The following is a 16,820-nucleotide window of genomic DNA, read 5'->3' on the forward strand; positions in this document are numbered from 1 at the left end:
TACCCAACTCGCCTGTCACACAGGCTGCTTCTTCAGCAGCTCGATCACGCTGGAGAAGCTGTCCGCGGCGTGCCCGGCCGCCATGCCGCGGCGGAAGAGGCCGAGGACCGCCTCGGGGAGCGCGCCGTCCACTCCGGCGTCGGTGACCGTGTGCAGGACGTGCTCGGCGCTGGCCAGGCCCATCGCGAGCCGGTCCACGTCCCCGGAGTGGTCTCCCGCGTCGATCCGCGGCGTGTAGAACTCCAGGAACTGGGTGACGTCCAGGGCGTTCACGGCGTACGGCAGGATGTCGGCGGCCTTCAGCCCGTGCGCGTCGGCCAGGGCCACCGCCTGCCAGTAACTGGCCATGGCCGTCCAGAACATCACCATGGTCAGCTGGTAGTAGAGCGCGGCCAGGCCCGGGTCCTCGCCCCGGTAGTCCGTGCCGGTCAGCACCTCCAGCGTGCCCCGGTGCGCCTCGAACACCTCGCGGGGGCCGCTGTAGAAGGTGGACGACTCCGGGCTGCCGATGCCGGACGGCGGGGTCAGCACCCCGCCGGTCAGCTGGGTGGCGCCGCGCTCGGCCGCCCACGCCGCCGCGGCCCGCGCCTTCGCGGGGGTGTCGGAGCTGAGGTTGACCAGGACACGGCCCGCGAGGTCATCCGGCCCGGCGGCGCCGAGCACGGCGTACACCGCCTCGTAGTCGGTGAGGCTCAGCACCACCAGCTCACTGGCCGCGAGGGCCGCGCCGGGCGAGCCGGCGAGTACGGCACCGCGCGCGACCAGCGCGTCCGCACGGCCGGGGGTGCGGTTCCAGACGGTCACGTGGTACCCGCGGTCGAGGAACGCCCCCGCCATGGCCTGTCCCATGGGGCCCAGTCCGATCACGGTCACGGCAGCCTTGGTGTTCATGAAACCCTCCCTAGAACGAACGCTCTATCCAGAGCACGGCCCGACCGTAGCACACCGCTAGAACGAACGCTCTACTCAATCGCTCGGTAGGATCCGCCCATGCAGACCAGCACCCGTGACCGGATCGTCGTCGCCGCCGCCCGCCTCATCCAGCGCCAGGGCTACGTCGGCACGGGCATCAAGCAGCTCGCCAAGGAGGCCGACGCCACCCTCGGCTCCGTCTACCACTTCTTCCCCGGTGGAAAGGAAGCCGTCGCCGTCGCCGCCATCCAGCACGGCGAGGAGGAGTTCGCCGCGCTCCTCCGCCAGGCACTGGCCGGCCAGGACGACCCCGCGGCCGCCGTCGAGGACTGCGCCCGCCTCCTCGCCACCGCACTGCGGGCATCGGGCTGGGTCGACGGCTGCCCCATCACCGCCACCGCCCTGGAGACCCTCGGCACCGACTCCGACATCCAGCGCGCCTGCGCCACGGCGCTCAAGGGATGGCAGGACCTCGTCGCCGACAGACTCCGCGCCTCCGGTCTTCCCGCCGACGACGCCCGCGAGCTCGCGACGACCGTCATCAACACCCTGGAAGGCGCCGAGGTGACCGCCCAGGTCACCCGCAGCGAAGAGCCCCTGCTCACCGCCGGGCGGCATCTCGCGCGCCTCGTCTCCAGCTACCGTTGAGCCCCCGACGACAGCGCGCCATCCCTTTGTTGTTAGGTTCGCACCAGCAACCCGGCCACACCTGAAGCAGCCTGACGACGGGGGACCACATGGCGCTCGACGCCGCATGGGGCGAACTGCTCGGAACAGACGAGTCCACCACCGCGACGCCCCCGGCTCCGGCCACGGGCCCCGGCGGCGGTGACGGTCCGGAACCGAACGCCGACCCGAGACCCTCCTGGGGCTCGTACGGGGACACGGTCGGTGAACCGGTCCTCCGGCAACGCGAGACCGCCACCGAGGAGGAGACCGCCGAGGCCGCGCCCCAACAGCCCACGAGCGGGAGCTGACCGACGATGCCCACCTGGCAGCAACTGCGCGACCTCAAGCTCTCCGAGTACACCGACGCGGCCGACGGCTGGGGCAAGGTCTCCAGCCGCGCCAACGCCGACAAGGACCGCGTCGACAACGAGATGCTCGCGACGATCCGCGACACGCAGAAGGGCGACAGCGCCAAGGCCGCCGTCGGCGACCTGGAGCAGCTCAGCCGCAACTACCAGTACCTCCACACCGAGTGCGGACTCATACGGACCGCCCTCAACGGCCTCGCCCACGAACTCGCCGGCCCCCAGAAGAAGCTCAAGCAGGCACTCGAGGACGCCGCGAACCTCAAGTTCACCGTCCACGCCGACGGCTCCGTCGAGTACCCCCAGTCGCCGGAAGCCCCCACCAAACTCCCCGGCGGCCGCGGCACCGCCACCCCCGGCGCGCCCGTCCCCATGCTCCCCGGCCAGGGCGAGGCCAACGGCGACTCCAACAAGGGCAAGGCCGAGGAGATCGCCGAGAAGATCAACGGCGCCCTGCGCGAGGCCGCCGAGATCGACGGCCGCTACTCCGGCGTCCTCGCCAAGCTCAAGGCCGGCCCCGGCCTCACCGTCGACGACAAGACCCTCGCCGACGCCGCCGCCGACACCAAGGCCCTGCAGGACGCCGCCGGCACCTACGCCGACGACAACAAGATCCCCAAGGGCAAGTCCGCCAAGGACAACGCCGCATGGTGGAACGGCCTCACCCAGGAACAGCGCGACGAGTACGCCACCCTCTACCCGGCCTCCATCGGCGCCCTCGACGGCATCCCCTCCGCCGTCCGGGACGACGCCAACCGCATGGTCCTCGCCGAGACCCGCGCCCAGACGCAGCTGGACCTCGCCAAGCTGGGCCCGGAGCCGCAGCAGTACATCGCCAACCCCAACGGCACCTACCCCGCCGCCATCAAGAACCCGGCCTGGGAGAAGTGGGACAAGGACGGCGGTACGCGACTGAAGGCCGAGCTCAAGGGCATGGAGGCGATCCAGAAGCGGCTCGACGTCCCGGCCTCCGAACTCCCCCAGGCGTACGTGCTCGGCTTCGACAAACACGGCACCGGCCGCGCGATCATCGCCAACGGCAACCCCGACACCGCCGACCACACCGCCGTCTACGTCCCCGGCACCACGACCAAGCTGGAATCCATCAGCGGCGACATCAACCGGATGACCGAGCTGTGGCGCGAGACGCAGTCCCAGGCCCCCGGCTCCAACGTCTCCACCATCACATGGCTCGGCTACGACCCGCCGCAGAGCATCGTCCCCGAGGCCATGCAGAAGCAGTGGGCGTACGACGGCTCCCCGAAGCTGAACCAGTTCATGGACGGCCTGGAGACCGCCCAGGGCGGCGCCGACAAGAGCCACACCACGATCATCGGCCACAGCTACGGCTCCACCGTCGTCGGCGACGCCTCCAACAAGGGCGACCTGTCCGCCGACGACATCGTGGTCGCGGGCAGCCCCGGCATGATGGTCGCCGAGGCCGGCGACCTCGACGTGGGCAAGGACCACGTGTGGTCCGAGGCGGCCTGGAACGACCCCGTGCCGGCGGGCGGCAAGATCGCCGGCCTCGGCGGGTACAAGTGGGGCGTCGAGACCTGGAACGGCATCCCCTTCAACGCCGGATACATCCAGACCGTCCCGTCCGACGAGGCATTCGGGGCCCACCGGATGGACGTCGACACGGGCGGCCACAGCGACTACTGGAACCGGGGCTCGGAGAGCCTGAAGAACCAGGCGAAGGTGGTCGTCGGCCAGTACGACAGGGTGAGCGAGGACGACTGATGAGCCGAACCGACCCGGGAACCCCCACCGGCTCCGGCACCCGCCAGGGCACCGGTCCCGGCACCCGAAGGGGCACCGGTCACGGCACCGCGCCCGCCCCCGGTCACGCGGAGGGCGCACGCACCACGCCCCGTACGCGCCGACGGCGCGCATCCGCCCTCCTCACCTCTCTTCTCACCCTCACTGCACTCGCGACGGGATGCTCGAACGCCATGGACGACAGCGGACTCGACTACACCCCGGCCACCCTCGGCGTCGAAGAGGCCAAGACCAGGACCAGGACGGTCTCCAGCCAGATCTTCGACATGATCGGCATCAAGCAGGGCGCCACGACGAAGCCGGGCCCCGGCGCCTCCACCTGCGAGGAGGACCCCGACCACCTCTTCAGGACACGCCACCCCTGGTCCCTCTACGGCGTCACCGACGACGAACTGAAGAAGGGCTTCGAACGCCTCAGGGAAGCCCTGCCGAAACACGGCTGGAAGGTCGTCTCGTACGGCCCGAACAGCAGCGCCGCCAAGACACTGGAGCTCACCGCCGACTCCGGGAAGGAACGGTTCGCGCTCAACGCCGAGCTGTGGGTCGGGGACAAGGACCCCAAGAAGAACCTGATCCTGATCAACGTGGTCTCCGGCTGCTACCGCGCCCCCGAGGGCACCGACCTCAACGGCCTCTACTGACGACCACCGCCACCTCCGGCACCGGTCACTCCCCCGGCCCTGCTGCCCCGGCCCCCGCGCCCGTGTCAGCAGGGCCGAGGTGTAACAACGACAGTGATTGCCCGGAGTCACGCTCCGTGATACACAGAGTGACCATAGACGTACGCGTAGACAACCAGTCCGACACCCGGCGCAGGTCACGGCAGCCGGATCGGTCAAACGTGCGGGGATCGGGTAAAGAGACCCGCGAAGTCGGCATACGAGGGCGGTTTCATCAGCGAAGATAGTGCGATGACCCGTGCCATGGGGCAGGGGCGTCGAACTACCCAACAGGGGCGGTGAGTTACATGAACCTGGCGGCCGAAAAGGGCGACATCACCACCATCATCGGCGGAATCGCCCCCAACTGGGGGCCTTTCGGGAGCCTGGGAAACGAGGCCCGCGTCATGATCGAGGTCGTGATGGCCGTGGCCATCCTGCTCTGTCTCGGCATCGCGATCTGGGGCGCGGCCAAGCAGCGCATCGGCGCGACCGCCCTCCGCGACACCTTCAGCGCCGAACAGGGCAAGGGGCTGATCGTGGCCGGCCTGACCGGCGTCTTCATCATCGGCTCGCTGGGGACGCTGTTCACCATCGTGTACGGGATGGCCGTCTAACCCGCCGTCAGCGCTCAGTACCCCCTTGAGGTTGCGTCACCTGATGTCAAGTCACCAGACACGGCTACCGTCGTACTACGACCACACGGAACAGCAATCGGTTGAGGGGGCGTACCCGTCATGAGCCTCGGCGACGAGCACGACGGCGGAAGCGGCATGGGCGGCGGCGGCATGGGCGGCGCGGGCCAGACCCGCACGCGCCTGCCCGAGACCACCGGCGACGTCTACGGCGGCGCCCGCCGCCCCGCCCGCAACTCGCGCTCGCTCATCACGGTGGTGGGTGTGGTGGTGCTGCTGATCGCCGCGATCGCGTTCGCCAACAGAGGCGGCGGCAAGGACGAGGACGCCGCGACCGGCACCCGCGCGGCCGGCGCGGCCGCCCCGACCGCGGCGACCGGCGTCAAACCGGTGACGGGCAAGAACGGCACGATCCCGGCGGGCTTCGCCCGCGACGAACAGGGGGCGCAGAGTGCGGCGGCGAATTTCCTTGTTGCCCTGGGCTCTGACGGCATGTACCAGAAGGACCCGCGCCAGGCGATCGTGAACGCCGTGTACGCACCCGATGTGGCTGCCGCCCGCCAGGCGGACCTGGACAAGGTCTATTCGGATGCCGAGTTCCTCAAGAGGATCGGCCTGGAGGCCGATGGAACGGCGCCGACAGGCCTGACCTTCATCTCCCGCTTCTCGCCGGTTGGGTCCAAGGTGGAGAAGATCGACGCCAACAGCGCAAGCGTGTCCGTGTGGTACTCGGCGTTGTTCGGGTTGGCCGGTGAAGGTTCCAAGAACCCGGTCTCCGAGAGCTGGTACACGAACACCTTCAACCTCAAGTGGGTCAACGGTGACTGGAAGGTCACCGACTTCACCCAGAAGGACGGCCCGTCGCCAGTTGGGCGTGACCAAGCCGCGTCCACCGCCGAGGAGATGGCCGGCGCCGTCCAGCAGTTCGGAGGGTTCACCTATGCCCGCTAAGCGACCTCGACGCGCCCTGTCGATCACCGCGACGGCAGCAGCGCTGCAGGCTGCCGTGATCACGCTGGCCGGTCCGGCATTCGCTGCCCCGACCCCCACACCAAGCGCTACTCCAAGCCCCAGTAATAACCCCTGTGACCTGATTCGCGGCCCCGCACGGGACTACTGCGAATCGGGCGGTCCCGGCAGCGGCGCCCGCTCCACCCCCGCCGACCCCGCCGCCGCCCTCGACCCCCTCTCCTCTCTCGCTCGTGGCTGCGCCGACGCCGCCGCGTGGACGGTCAACAAGCTCAGCGACGCCGTGCAGAACACCGCCGAGGTCGACTTCACCAACCCCAAGTTCCTCCAGCAGTACGCCGTCGTCTTCGCCGCCTCCACCGTGCTGACGCTCGTGCTGTGGCTGCTGGCCGTCGCCAAGCGGGCCATCCGGGGCGTGCCGCTGGCGACCGCGCTGTCCGAGGCCATCGGGTTCCTGTGGCTCACCGTCCTCGCCTCCGCCTTCACGCCGCTGATCCTCTACACCGTCGTCTCCGCCACCGACGGCATCACCGAGGTCATCGCCAGCGGCACCGGCGGGCAGACCGACGCCTTCTTCGGGTCCTTCGCCGAGGCGCTCAAGAAGGGCGACGACATCGGCGGCGGGCCGATCATGCTCATCGTCGTCTCGCTCGTGTCGGTCCTCGCCGCCGGCATCCTCTGGCTCGAGCTCGTCATCCGCGCGGCCCTGCTCTACGTCGGCGCCCTCCTCGGCACCGCCGTCTACGCCGGGCTCGTCGACAAGAACATGTGGGGGCACGTCCGCCGCTGGGCCGGGATCATGATCGCGGTCATCCTCGTCAAACCGGTCATCGTCATCGTCCTGGGCCTCGCCGGGGCGCTGTCCTCCGGCGAGGGCCCCGACGCGTTCTCCGCGGTCGTCTCCGGCCTCGCCATCATCCTGCTGGCGATCTTCGCGTCCGCCGCGATCTACCGCTTCGTGCCCGGCTTCGGCGACGAGATCGCCTCCGCCCGCACGAACCGCAAGCAGGCCACCGACGGCTCCCAGGCCGCGGCCGTCATCTCCTCCCCGGCGGCGCTCGTCTCCCAGGGCATCAAGACCCACAGCAGCCGCAACCACCAGCGTGGCGGCGGCGAGGCGAGGCCCGCCAACCCGGTGTCCGGCGGCGTGGCCGCCCACAGTTCCCGCTCCTCGACGACCGGCGGCGGGGCCGGCGGTGGATCCGTTCCGCCCGCCGCGCCCCCGCCCCGCAGCAGCACCAGCCCCACGGGCAGTACCCCGCACAGCAACCGCAACACCAGCACAGGAGGTGGAGGGCGTTGACGACCCAGTCCCAACCGATCACGCCCCGCCGTACGTATCTCATCGGCCGGGCCCGGCCGAACGCGATCGTCGGCAAGAACCGCGAGACCGGCGAGATCGCCCTGATCATCGCCGGCGCGTTCCTCGGCATGATGAGCGGGCTGCTCGTTCCCGTCCTCTCCCTGCGGATCGTGACGCTCATGGGCTTCCCCATGCTCGCGCTGGCCGCGGTGTACGTCCCGTTCAAGGGCCGCACCTTCTACAAATGGTTCGAGATCAACCGCAGCTACAAGCGGACCCTCCGCCGGGGCACCACGTACCGCTCCGGCACGGTCGAGGCGGGCACCAGGCTCGACGGGCGTGAGGTCGAGGTCGGGCCGCCACCCGGCATCGGCCGTATCAGCTGGCTCGCCGCGCCGTTCGGGCCGGACGAGATCGCCGTCCTGCTGCACGCCGACCGCCGCACCGTCACCGCCGCGATCGAGATCGAGGGCCCGGGCGTGGGCTTGCGCGACAGCGAGGACCAGGAAGCCCTGGTGGACCGTTTCGGCACCCTGCTCAAGCACGTCGCCAACGGCGACGGCTTCGTCACGCGGCTCCAGATGCTGGCCCGCACCCTGCCCGCCGACCCGGACGCCCACGCCAAGGACGTCGCCCAGCGCGGCGACCCGTCCAGCCCCGCCTGGCTCCAGGACTCCTACGACCAGTTGCAGTCCATGGTCTCCACGTCCAGCGAGCAGCACCGGGCGTACCTGGTCGCCTGCATGCACTACACACGCGAACTGGCCGCCGAGGCGCACACCATGGCACGCGCCGCCCGCCAGGCCTCCGGGGCCAAGAAGCTCGACAAGGACGCCGGTCTCGCCGTCGTCATGGCCCGTGAGCTCACCGACATCTGCGCCCGCCTCGCCGAGGCCGACATCCGGGTCCGCCAGCCCCTCGGCCAGTCGCGCCTCGCCTCCCTGGTGCACTCGATGTACGACCCGGACCACCCCATCGACCACATCCAGGCGATGACGAAACGAAACGCTTGGCCCGCCGAGCTGGACGCCGTCGAGCCGACGTACCTCCAGGCGAAGACCCGCGAGTCCTCGACCCGCGCGCCCTGGTGCCACGCCACCGCCTGGGTGAAGGAGTGGCCGATGACCCCGGTCGGCGTCAACTTCCTGGCTCCGCTGCTCGTCCACACGCCCGATGTGATCCGTACGGTCGCGGTCTGCATGGACCTCGAACCGACCGAGATCGCCATCGAGCGCATGCTGACGGAGAAGACCAACGACGAGGCCGAGGCCAGCCGGGCCGCCAAGATGAACCGCACGGTCGACCCGCGCGACATCGCGGCGCACGGCCGACTCGACCAGCGGGGTGAAGATCTCGCCAGCGGCGCGGCAGGCGTCAATCTCGTCGGGTACATCACTGTGTCGTCTCGCTCGCCCGAAGCCCTGGCCAGGGACAAGCGGACGATCAGGGCCTCGGCCGGCAAGTCGTATCTGAAGCTGGAGTGGTGCGACCGCGAGCACCACCGGGCCTTTGTGAACACGTTGCCGTTCGCGACCGGCATCCGCCGATAGGGGCCTGACTGATGCGAGATCCGCTGTCCGTCCTCACCGAAGCCTTCACTTCATTCCTGTTCGGGAAGGTCGAGACGACCCGGCTCCCCGTGCGTACGTCGACGGGACAGGCCCAGGCCGTCTACCTGCCGACCGCCGCCCCCGGCCTCGGCGACTCCGGCGTGATCATCGGGCGCGAGGTGTACAGCGGCAAGGGGTACATCTACGACCCGTTCCAGCTGTACGGCCAGCAGCTCCCGGCCCCCCACTGGCTGGTGCTCGGCGAGTCCGGCAACGGAAAGTCGGCCCTGGAGAAGACGTACGTGCTGCGCCAGCTCCGGTTCCGCGACCGGCAGGTCGTCGTCCTCGACGCGCAGGGCGAGGACGGTGTCGGCGAGTGGAACCTCATCGCCCAGGAGCTGGGGATAACGCCCATCCGTCTGGACCCGATGGCCGCGCTGGACGACGGTATCCGCCTCAACCCGCTCGACCCCTCGATCACCACCACGGGCCAGCTGGCGCTGCTGCGAACGATCATCGAGGTGGCCATGGGGCACGGCCTGGACGAGCGTTCCGGCTTCGCCCTGAAGGTGGCACACGCCTACGTCAACCAGACCATCACCAACCGGCAGCCGGTCCTCACCGACATCGTCGAGCAGCTGCGCCACCCCGAGGCGGAGTCCGCGGAGGCGATGAACGTCGACATAGACGACGTACGGGCCTGGGGCCTCGACGTGGCGCTGGTCCTGGACCGGCTGGTCGACGGTGACCTGCGCGGCATGTTCGACGGCCCGACGACGGTCGGCATCGACCTCGACGCCCCGCTCATCGTCTTCGACCTGTCCCACATCGACCGCAACTCGATCGCCATGCCGATCCTCATGGCCATCGTGGGCGTCTGGCTGGAACACACCTGGATCCGGCCGGACCGCAAGAAGCGCATCTTCCTGGTCGAAGAGGCGTGGCACATCATCAACAGCCCCTTCGTGGCGCAGCTGTTCCAGCGTCTGCTGAAGTTCGGGCGGCGTCTCGGCCTGTCCTTCGTGGCGGTCGTCCACCATCTGAGCGACGTGGTCGACGGGGCCGCGGCCCGCGAGGCGGCGGCGATCCTGAAGATGGCGTCCACCCGGACGATCTACGCCCAGAAGGCCGACGAGGCGCGCGCGACCGGCCGGGTCCTCGGCCTGCCCCGCTGGGCGGTCGAGATCATCCCGACGCTCACCCCCGGTATCGCCGTCTGGGACGTCAACGGCAACGTACAGGTCGTCAAACACCTGGTCACCGAGGCGGAACGGCCGCTGGTCTACACGGACCGCGCGATGACGGAGTCGGCGGCGCCCGCGCTGCCCGACGACATCCAGGCCGCGGAGTGGGAGGCGGAACAGCGCGCGGCCCTCATCGAGCGGCAGATGAACGCGTCCTCAGAGTCGACGGTGGCATGAGATGGGGCGCGGGCACGAGACGGAACGGGGCATCCCCGACGGCCTCCTGGTGGGGCTGCTGGGGTTCCTGCTGGGCCTGACCCTGCTGGTGTGGACGGCGACCGGCCTGGCCGGCCTCTTCGCCCACGGCGCCTGGCCCGACGGGGTGACCTTCTCCAACACCCCGATCGCCATGCGCGGTCTGGTGTCCCAGCCGCACGACCTGGCGGGCGCCTGGCCGGCGACCCCGGCGTCCCAGCTGTCGGGGTACGGCCTGTTCTGGGGCCTGTTCGTCGGCGAGCTGATGGTGCTGGTCGTCCTGGCGGTCTTCGTGCTCGGCACGACGGCCCGCTGGCGGGCGGTACGCGCCGCCCGCACGGCGGCGGTGAACGGCGCCACGGCAGCGGGCACCGGGCGTGCCACGGTCGCCGGATCGCCGGACGGGGCCCCGTCCGGCACCCGGGCCGGAAGACCGGTGACCACTGCCAAGTACGGCGCCGGGGCCGCGTACGCGTCCACTCCGGCGCCCGCCGCTCATGCGCCTGCCGCTCCCGTGTCCGCCGCTCATGCGCCTGCCGCTCCCGTGTCCGCCGCTCCGACGCCCGCCGCGCAAACTCCCGCCGACCAAGCCTCCACCGCTCAGGCGGACCCCGTCACGGCTCACGGGCCCCTGGAGCAGCCCGCCGGGCAGCCCGCCGCCGCGACAGCCCCCGCGACCGTGCACATCCCCCCGGTCGCCCCCGCCCCCGCCGCCACTTCGGTGCCCGCGCCCCGCGCCCCCCTCGGCCGCGTCCTGTACGGCGGCCCCGCCGACCGGCGGCCCACCGCCCTGCAGGCCATCCAGGACGCCGAGGGCGCCGCGCTCGTCGTCACCTCCGACCCCACCCTGTGGGCCGACACCAAGGACGCCCGGGCCAAGCTCGGACCGGTCCTCGTCTACGACCCGGGGCACCTGTGCGAGACGCCCGCCCGGCTGCACTGGTCGCCCACCGACGGTTGCGAGAACACCGACACGGCCGCCGCCCGCGCCACCGCGCTGCTCGCGCCCGTCCGCCCCAGAGCCCGGATCGACGCCGCTGTCGCCGAAACGGCGGAGACGCTCCTGCGCTGCTGGCTGCACGCCGCCGCCGTGGACGGACGCCCCTTCAAACAGGTCCACCGCTGGGCGCAGAACAACGGCGCCCACGAACCCGTACGCATCCTCCGTACGCACCCGAAAGCGACCAACAGCCACGCGGGGCTGCTCGAATCCGCGCTCACCGCCTACCCCGAACGCCGCGAGGTCGCCCAGGAACTGACGGCCCGTGCCCTGTCGTCGCTCTCCTCGGTCCACATCCGCGAGGCTTGCACACCAAATCGAACGGATTCGCTGACCTTGGAATCATTCATCCACGAGGGGGGCACCCTTTATGTGGTGGGTGAACCGATCGAGGATCCGAGGACCCGCCCGGGCGCGATGCCGCTCCTCACCGCGCTCGCCTCACACGTGGTCGAGCACGGCCGTCGCATGGCCGCACGGTCATCCCACGGTCGGCTCGACCCACCAATGACCCTCGTCCTCGACGACGTCGCGGCCGTGGCCCCGCTGCCCCACCTGCCCGCGCTCCTGACGGGCGGTCAGGACGAGGGCCTGCCGACACTCGCCCTGCTCCGCTCGGCGGAACAGGGGCGCGCCCGCTGGCCGGACCACACCCTCGCCTCTCCCTGACCCGGACCCCGGACCGCTGCCCCGGGCCACTGTGCCCTGACCCGGGACGCCTGAGCCCTGACCCGGACCTCTGAACCCTTGACCGCTAGCCCTGACCGCCAGCCCTGACCTCTGACGCCCGACCGCTGACGCCCAACCGCCGACCGCGGCCGACGCCCGTCGCGGTCGGCCCGCGGCCCGGGTTCGCGATCACGGTTCACGGTCACAGTCCGCGGTTCACTGTTCGCGGTTCGCGGTTCGCGGTTCGCTCAGCCGCCCGGCCGAACGATCTCGTACTCCAGCTCCCGCGCCCCTTCCTCCCCCGGCACGGCCGCGCTCTCGCCGCTCGCCACGAAACCGAACCTCCGGTAGAACGCCTCCGCGCGCGCGTTCCGCTCGTGCACATACAGCCGTACGCGCCGGATCGGCGGACCCTCCAGCTCCCAGGACCACTCCACACAGGCCCGGAACAGCGCCTGCGCCACCCCGCCGCCGCGCGCCTCGGGCCGTACGAACACGCCCACCACATGCGTCTGGTCGACCTTCGCCGGCCCACCGAACCGCACCTCGTCCTCCGGCCGCTCCACCAGCACGGTGACGGTGCCCGCCCACGACCCGTCCGGCGCCTCGGCCACGAACTGGTGGGCGCTCACGCTGTCCTCCGCCGCACCGGCCGTCCGGTCCCGCCAGAAGTCGTCCGGCCGCTCCACGGCGGCCTCGTAGGTGTCGAGGAAGGCGAGGGGCGCGGCGGGGTCCCGCAGGGAGTCGAGCCGGATGTCGCGGGCCTTGCGCCACTCGTCGGCCCGCACGGGTCGGATCACATATTCCATCCGCCGATCGTCATCGCCCGCATCCCGCCGGTCAACGTATTTCCCGACCGCCGGAGCCGGTCCCCGCCCCACCCGGGGAGCGTCGTACGTCGTACCCCGGTACTACGCCTCCGCCTCCACTGCCGTCTCCGGTCCGACGCCCCCGCCCGCTCCGCTCCGTAGCGTCGATCACATGATCAGCGCCCATGAACTCACCAAGCGCTACGGCGACAAGACCGTCGTGGACAGGCTCAGCTTCACCGTCCGGCCCGGCACCGTCACCGGGTTCCTCGGCCCCAACGGCGCCGGCAAGTCCACCACGATGCGCATGCTGCTCGGCCTGGACGCCCCCACCCGCGGCCGCGCCACCATCGGGGGCCGCGGTTACGCCGCCCACCCCGCGCCCCTCACCGAGGTCGGCGCGCTGCTGGAGGCACGCTCGATCCACCCCGGCCGCACCGCCTTCAACCACCTGATGGCACTGGCCCACACCCACGGCATCCCGCGCCGCCGCGTCGAAACAGTGCTCGCCCGGACCGGCCTCACCGACGTCGCGCACCAACGTGTCAAGGGCTTCTCGCTCGGCATGGGGCAGCGCCTCGGCATCGCGGCGGCCCTGCTCGGCGACCCGGCCACCGTCATCCTCGACGAACCGGTCAACGGCCTCGACCCCGAAGGCGTCCTGTGGGTGCGCAACCTCCTGAAGTCGCTCGCCGCCGAGGGCCGCACCGTCCTCGTCTCCTCCCACCTCATGAGTGAGATGGCCGTGACCGCCGACCACCTGATCGTCATCGGCCGCGGCCGGCTCCTCGCCGACACGACCGTGTCCGAACTGGTCCGGGCCGCGGGCGGCAGCAGCGTCAAGGTCGTCTCGCCCCGCGTCACGGACCTGCTCGCCCTGCTCTCCGCCCCCGGCGTCGAGCTGGCCTCGGAGACCCCCGACACCCTGCGCGTCCACGGCACCGACGCCCCGCACATCGGCCGTCTCGCCGCCGCCCACGGCATCCCGCTCCACGAACTGACCCCGCAGACCGCCTCACTGGAGCAGGCCTTCATGGACCTCACGCACGACGCGGTCGAATACCAGGCCACCACCACGACGCCGAAGGGAGCCGCGGCATGACCACCACCACCCCGACCCGCCGCCGACCGGACACCCGCCCCACGGACGCGGGACCGTACCGCCTCACCACCGCCCGCGTCCTGCGTTCCGAATGGCACAAGCTGTGGTCCCTGCGCTCCACCTGGATCACCGTGCTGTCGGCCTGCGCCCTGGTGATCGGCGTCGGCATCATCATGGGCGCCACCTACACCACCGGCGGAGGCGACAGCGACGTCGACACCGTCCTCCTGGTCCTCTACGGCACGATGCTGGCCCAGATCTGCTTCGCCGTCCTCGGCATCCTCGTCACGGCCGGCGAGTACTCGACCGGCATGATCCGCGCCTCGCTCACCGCCGTCCCGAGCCGCCTCCCCGTTCTCGGCGCCAAGGCCGCCGTCTTCGCCGTGACGACCTTCGCCGTCAGCCTCGCCACCGCCCTCGTCACCTTCCTCGCCGCCCAGGCCCTGCTCGCCGGCACCGACCAAGAGGCGTCCCTGACCGACCCCGGTGTCCTCACCGCCATCATCGGCAACTCCGCGGGTCTCACCCTCATCAGCCTGATCGCCCTCGGCCTCGGCGCGCTGCTGCGCTCCGTCCCCGGAGGCATCGGCGCCTTCGTCGGCGGCGTGCTGATCGTCCCCGAGATCCTGACGATGCTCCCGTACGACGCCGTCGACACGGTCATCAGGTACTTCCCCACGCAGGCCGCCGGCGCCCTCGGCACGGCCGAACCCCTCCCGGCCGCCGCCGCCCCCGGACCGGCCCTCCTCGCCCTCTTCCTGTGGGCGGCCGCCGCCCTCGGCACGGCGGCGTTCCTGCTGAAACGACGGGATGTATGAGCAACGACGGGACGTACGAGCAGGGCGCGTACGAGGATGATCCACGTGACGAGGACGACCACGTGACCGAACGGCCCAGCACCGCCCCTGGCGACGCCCGCGACCACCACGACTGGTCCGCGGGCGTTCCGCCGCTCACCCGGTACGTAGAACGGGCCGTGCGGCGCATCCGCGCCTTCGACCGCCGCCGGCCGATCGTCTGGGACCTCCTGCTCACCGGGTTCTTCGTCACGGCCGCGCTCGTCGACGCGGGAGGCGGATGGCGGAACATCGCCCGCAACACGGACGTGCCGCCCTGGCTCGTCCTCACGATGAGCCTCGGCCTCTCCGTGCCCCTGCTGTGGCGCCGCACCCGCCCGATGGTGGTACTCACCGCGACGGCTCCGGTCGTCTTCCTCAGCGGCTGGACCGGCGCCATGCTGCAGGCCGGACTCATCGTGCACATCGTGGTCTTCAACATCGCGCTCAGGCTGCCGCTCCGCGCCCTGTGGTGGGCCGTCGCCCTGGTCACGGCCCCGAACGTGCTCGCCGCGGTCCGCCACCCGCAGGGCAGTTGGGACCAGCAGATCGTGCCCGGCCTGTGGTCGTTCACCATCGTCGCCCTGCTCGGGATCGTGGTCCGCACCCGCCAGGAGTACACCGCGTCCCTCGTCGAACGCGCCCGCCAGCTCGAAACGGAACGCGACCAGCAGGCCCGGCTGGCCGCCGCCGCCGAACGCGCCCGCATCGCCCGCGAGATGCACGACATCATCGGCCACAACCTGTCCGTCATCACCGGACTCGCGGACGGCGGCCGGTACGCCGCCGCCAAGTCCCCGGAACGGGCGACCCAGGCCCTCGACGCCATCGCCACCACCGGCCGGCAGGCCCTCACCGAGCTGCGTCGGCTCCTGGACGTCCTGCGCGAAGAGGCCCCGGCAGCCGCCGAGCGAGCACCACAGCCCACCCTCACCGACCTCGACCAGCTGGTCGACGGCGTCAGGACCGCCGGACTGCCGGTGCACTACACGGTCCACGGCACCCCGGACGCCCTCCCGGCCGGCCAGCAGCTCACCGTCTACCGCGTGGTCCAGGAAGCCCTCACCAACACCATGAAGCACGCCGGCACCGGCGCGACGGCCACGGTCGACGTCGCGTACGACGACGGGGTCACCGTCACGGTGACGGACACCGGCCGAGGCACCACCCGCCCGGACGGCCCCGCCCGGAGGCACCCCGCCCGGGGTGGCCAGTCCCAGGACAGTCACACCCCGGCCCGCGGTCACACCCCGGCCCGCGGTCACACCCTGGGCCGCGGGCGCGGCCTCACCGGCATGCGCGAACGAACCGCCCTGTACGGCGGCACGGTCGAAGCCGGACCCCTGCCCCAGCCCCCCGGCGGCTGGCGCGTCCATCTGCGTCTCCCGAAGGACACCACACAGTGACCACCGTGCTCATCGTCGACGACCAGCCCCTGCAGCGCCTGGGCTTCCGCATGCTGCTGGAGAGCCAGGACGACATGTCGATCGTGGCCGAGGCGGGCAACGGCGCGGACGCGGTCCGCCTGACCTCCGAACTCCGTCCCGATGTCGCCCTGATGGACATCCGTATGCCCGGCATGGACGGCATCGAGGCGACGCGACGCATCGTCGCCGCCGGCCACCGCACCCGGATCCTCATCCTCACGACCTTCGACCTCGACGAGTACGCGTACGAGGGGCTGCGCGCCGGCGCCAGCGGCTTCCTCATCAAGGACGCGCTCCCCGAAGAGGTCCTCTCCGGCATCCGCGCGGTCGCCGGCGGCGACGCGGTGGTGGCGCCGAGCCTCACTCGCCGCCTCCTCGACGCCTACGTCCAGCACCTGCCGCCCTCGCCCACCTCCCCGCCGACGGCACCGGCTCTCGACCCGCGCCTCGCCGTCCTGACCGAACGGGAGCGGGAGATCCTCACGGTGATCGGCCAGGGCTGGACGAACACGGAAATAGCCCGGCGACTGCATCTCGCGGAATCCACGGTGAAAACGCACGTGGGCCGCATTCTCGCGAAGACGGGAGCCAGGGACCGCGTACAGGCCGTGATTCTGGCGTACGACACCCAGCTGGTGAGCCCGGCCTGAAAGGGCCCCGGCGGGCGGGGGGCCGGCGCCGGGCTACCTGGCCG

Annotated in this window: 15 protein-coding genes and 1 pseudogene; 14 read left to right on the top strand and 2 right to left on the bottom strand. The window is 71.2% G+C overall.

The genetic code is table 11. From position 1 onward, the window contains the following. Positions 1 to 15: 15 nt before the first annotated feature. The gene (locus ACY34K_RS18260; protein WP_462748256.1) at positions 16 to 891 is read right to left on the bottom strand and encodes an NAD(P)-dependent oxidoreductase; all 876 of its coding nucleotides are present in this window, start codon (positions 889 to 891) and stop codon (positions 16 to 18) included. 99 nt (positions 892 to 990) lie between these two features. Between ACY34K_RS18260 and ACY34K_RS18265 the strand changes: the two genes are divergently transcribed. The 10 genes from ACY34K_RS18265 (at position 991) to ACY34K_RS18310 (ending at position 11,952) form a co-directional block, all read left to right on the top strand. After that, positions 991 to 1,560, top strand: coding sequence for a TetR/AcrR family transcriptional regulator (locus ACY34K_RS18265; protein WP_462748258.1), 570 nt, complete (start codon positions 991 to 993; stop codon positions 1,558 to 1,560). Positions 1,561 to 1,649: 89 nt separating this feature from the next. Further along, positions 1,650 to 1,889, top strand: a complete 240-nt coding sequence (locus tag ACY34K_RS18270; RefSeq protein ID WP_462748260.1) for a hypothetical protein — start codon at positions 1,650 to 1,652, stop codon at positions 1,887 to 1,889. Positions 1,890 to 1,895: 6 nt separating this feature from the next. Further along, a complete protein-coding gene (locus ACY34K_RS18275; protein ID WP_462748263.1) occupies positions 1,896 to 3,689 on the top strand; it encodes an alpha/beta hydrolase in 1,794 nt (597 codons plus the stop codon). Further along, the gene (locus ACY34K_RS18280) at positions 3,689 to 4,369 is read left to right on the top strand and encodes a hypothetical protein (protein WP_462748265.1); all 681 of its coding nucleotides are present in this window, start codon (positions 3,689 to 3,691) and stop codon (positions 4,367 to 4,369) included. The genes ACY34K_RS18275 and ACY34K_RS18280 overlap by 1 nt, the downstream gene beginning before the upstream one ends. A gap of 326 nt (positions 4,370 to 4,695) precedes the next feature. Next, a complete protein-coding gene (locus ACY34K_RS18285; RefSeq protein WP_462748304.1) occupies positions 4,696 to 5,004 on the top strand; it encodes a hypothetical protein in 309 nt (102 codons plus the stop codon). Positions 5,005 to 5,124: 120 nt separating this feature from the next. Continuing rightward, positions 5,125 to 5,973, top strand: coding sequence for a hypothetical protein (locus ACY34K_RS18290; protein ID WP_462748267.1), 849 nt, complete (start codon positions 5,125 to 5,127; stop codon positions 5,971 to 5,973). After that, a complete protein-coding gene (locus ACY34K_RS18295; RefSeq protein WP_462748269.1) occupies positions 5,963 to 7,294 on the top strand; it encodes a hypothetical protein in 1,332 nt (443 codons plus the stop codon). Before ACY34K_RS18290 ends, ACY34K_RS18295 begins: the two co-directional genes overlap by 11 nt. Continuing rightward, entirely contained in the window at positions 7,291 to 8,844 is a 1,554-nt protein-coding gene (locus tag ACY34K_RS18300; protein ID WP_462748271.1) for an SCO6880 family protein, read from the top strand. Before ACY34K_RS18295 ends, ACY34K_RS18300 begins: the two co-directional genes overlap by 4 nt. Positions 8,845 to 8,855: 11 nt before the next feature. Beyond that, positions 8,856 to 10,265: an ATP-binding protein gene (locus ACY34K_RS18305; protein ID WP_462748273.1), complete on the top strand. Its 1,410-nt coding sequence runs from the start codon at positions 8,856 to 8,858 to the stop codon at positions 10,263 to 10,265. Between the two features lies 1 nt (position 10,266). Next, the gene (locus ACY34K_RS18310) at positions 10,267 to 11,952 is read left to right on the top strand and encodes a P-loop NTPase family protein (protein ID WP_462748275.1); all 1,686 of its coding nucleotides are present in this window, start codon (positions 10,267 to 10,269) and stop codon (positions 11,950 to 11,952) included. 248 nt (positions 11,953 to 12,200) lie between these two features. Here the strand turns inward: ACY34K_RS18310 and ACY34K_RS18315 are convergent, their stop codons facing one another. Beyond that, complete coding sequence (locus ACY34K_RS18315; RefSeq protein ID WP_462748277.1) at positions 12,201 to 12,761, bottom strand: GNAT family N-acetyltransferase; 561 nt, start codon at positions 12,759 to 12,761, stop codon at positions 12,201 to 12,203. A gap of 172 nt (positions 12,762 to 12,933) precedes the next feature. Here ACY34K_RS18315 and ACY34K_RS18320 point away from each other — a divergent pair. The 4 genes and pseudogenes from ACY34K_RS18320 to ACY34K_RS18335 form a co-directional block, all read left to right on the top strand. Further along, positions 12,934 to 13,482: pseudogene (locus tag ACY34K_RS18320) on the top strand (ATP-binding cassette domain-containing protein); the annotation flags it as partial. Positions 13,483 to 13,859: 377 nt separating this feature from the next. Continuing rightward, positions 13,860 to 14,681, top strand: coding sequence for an ABC transporter permease (locus ACY34K_RS18325; protein WP_462748279.1), 822 nt, complete (start codon positions 13,860 to 13,862; stop codon positions 14,679 to 14,681). Beyond that, positions 14,678 to 16,105 (top strand): sensor histidine kinase, encoded by a 1,428-nt coding sequence (locus ACY34K_RS18330; protein ID WP_462748281.1) that lies wholly within the window; start codon positions 14,678 to 14,680, stop codon positions 16,103 to 16,105. Before ACY34K_RS18325 ends, ACY34K_RS18330 begins: the two co-directional genes overlap by 4 nt. Then, entirely contained in the window at positions 16,102 to 16,776 is a 675-nt protein-coding gene (locus tag ACY34K_RS18335; protein ID WP_462748283.1) for a response regulator, read from the top strand. Before ACY34K_RS18330 ends, ACY34K_RS18335 begins: the two co-directional genes overlap by 4 nt. The last annotated feature ends 44 nt before the right edge of the window (positions 16,777 to 16,820 follow it).

Source organism: Streptomyces sp. STAM6 (assembly GCF_054963715.1).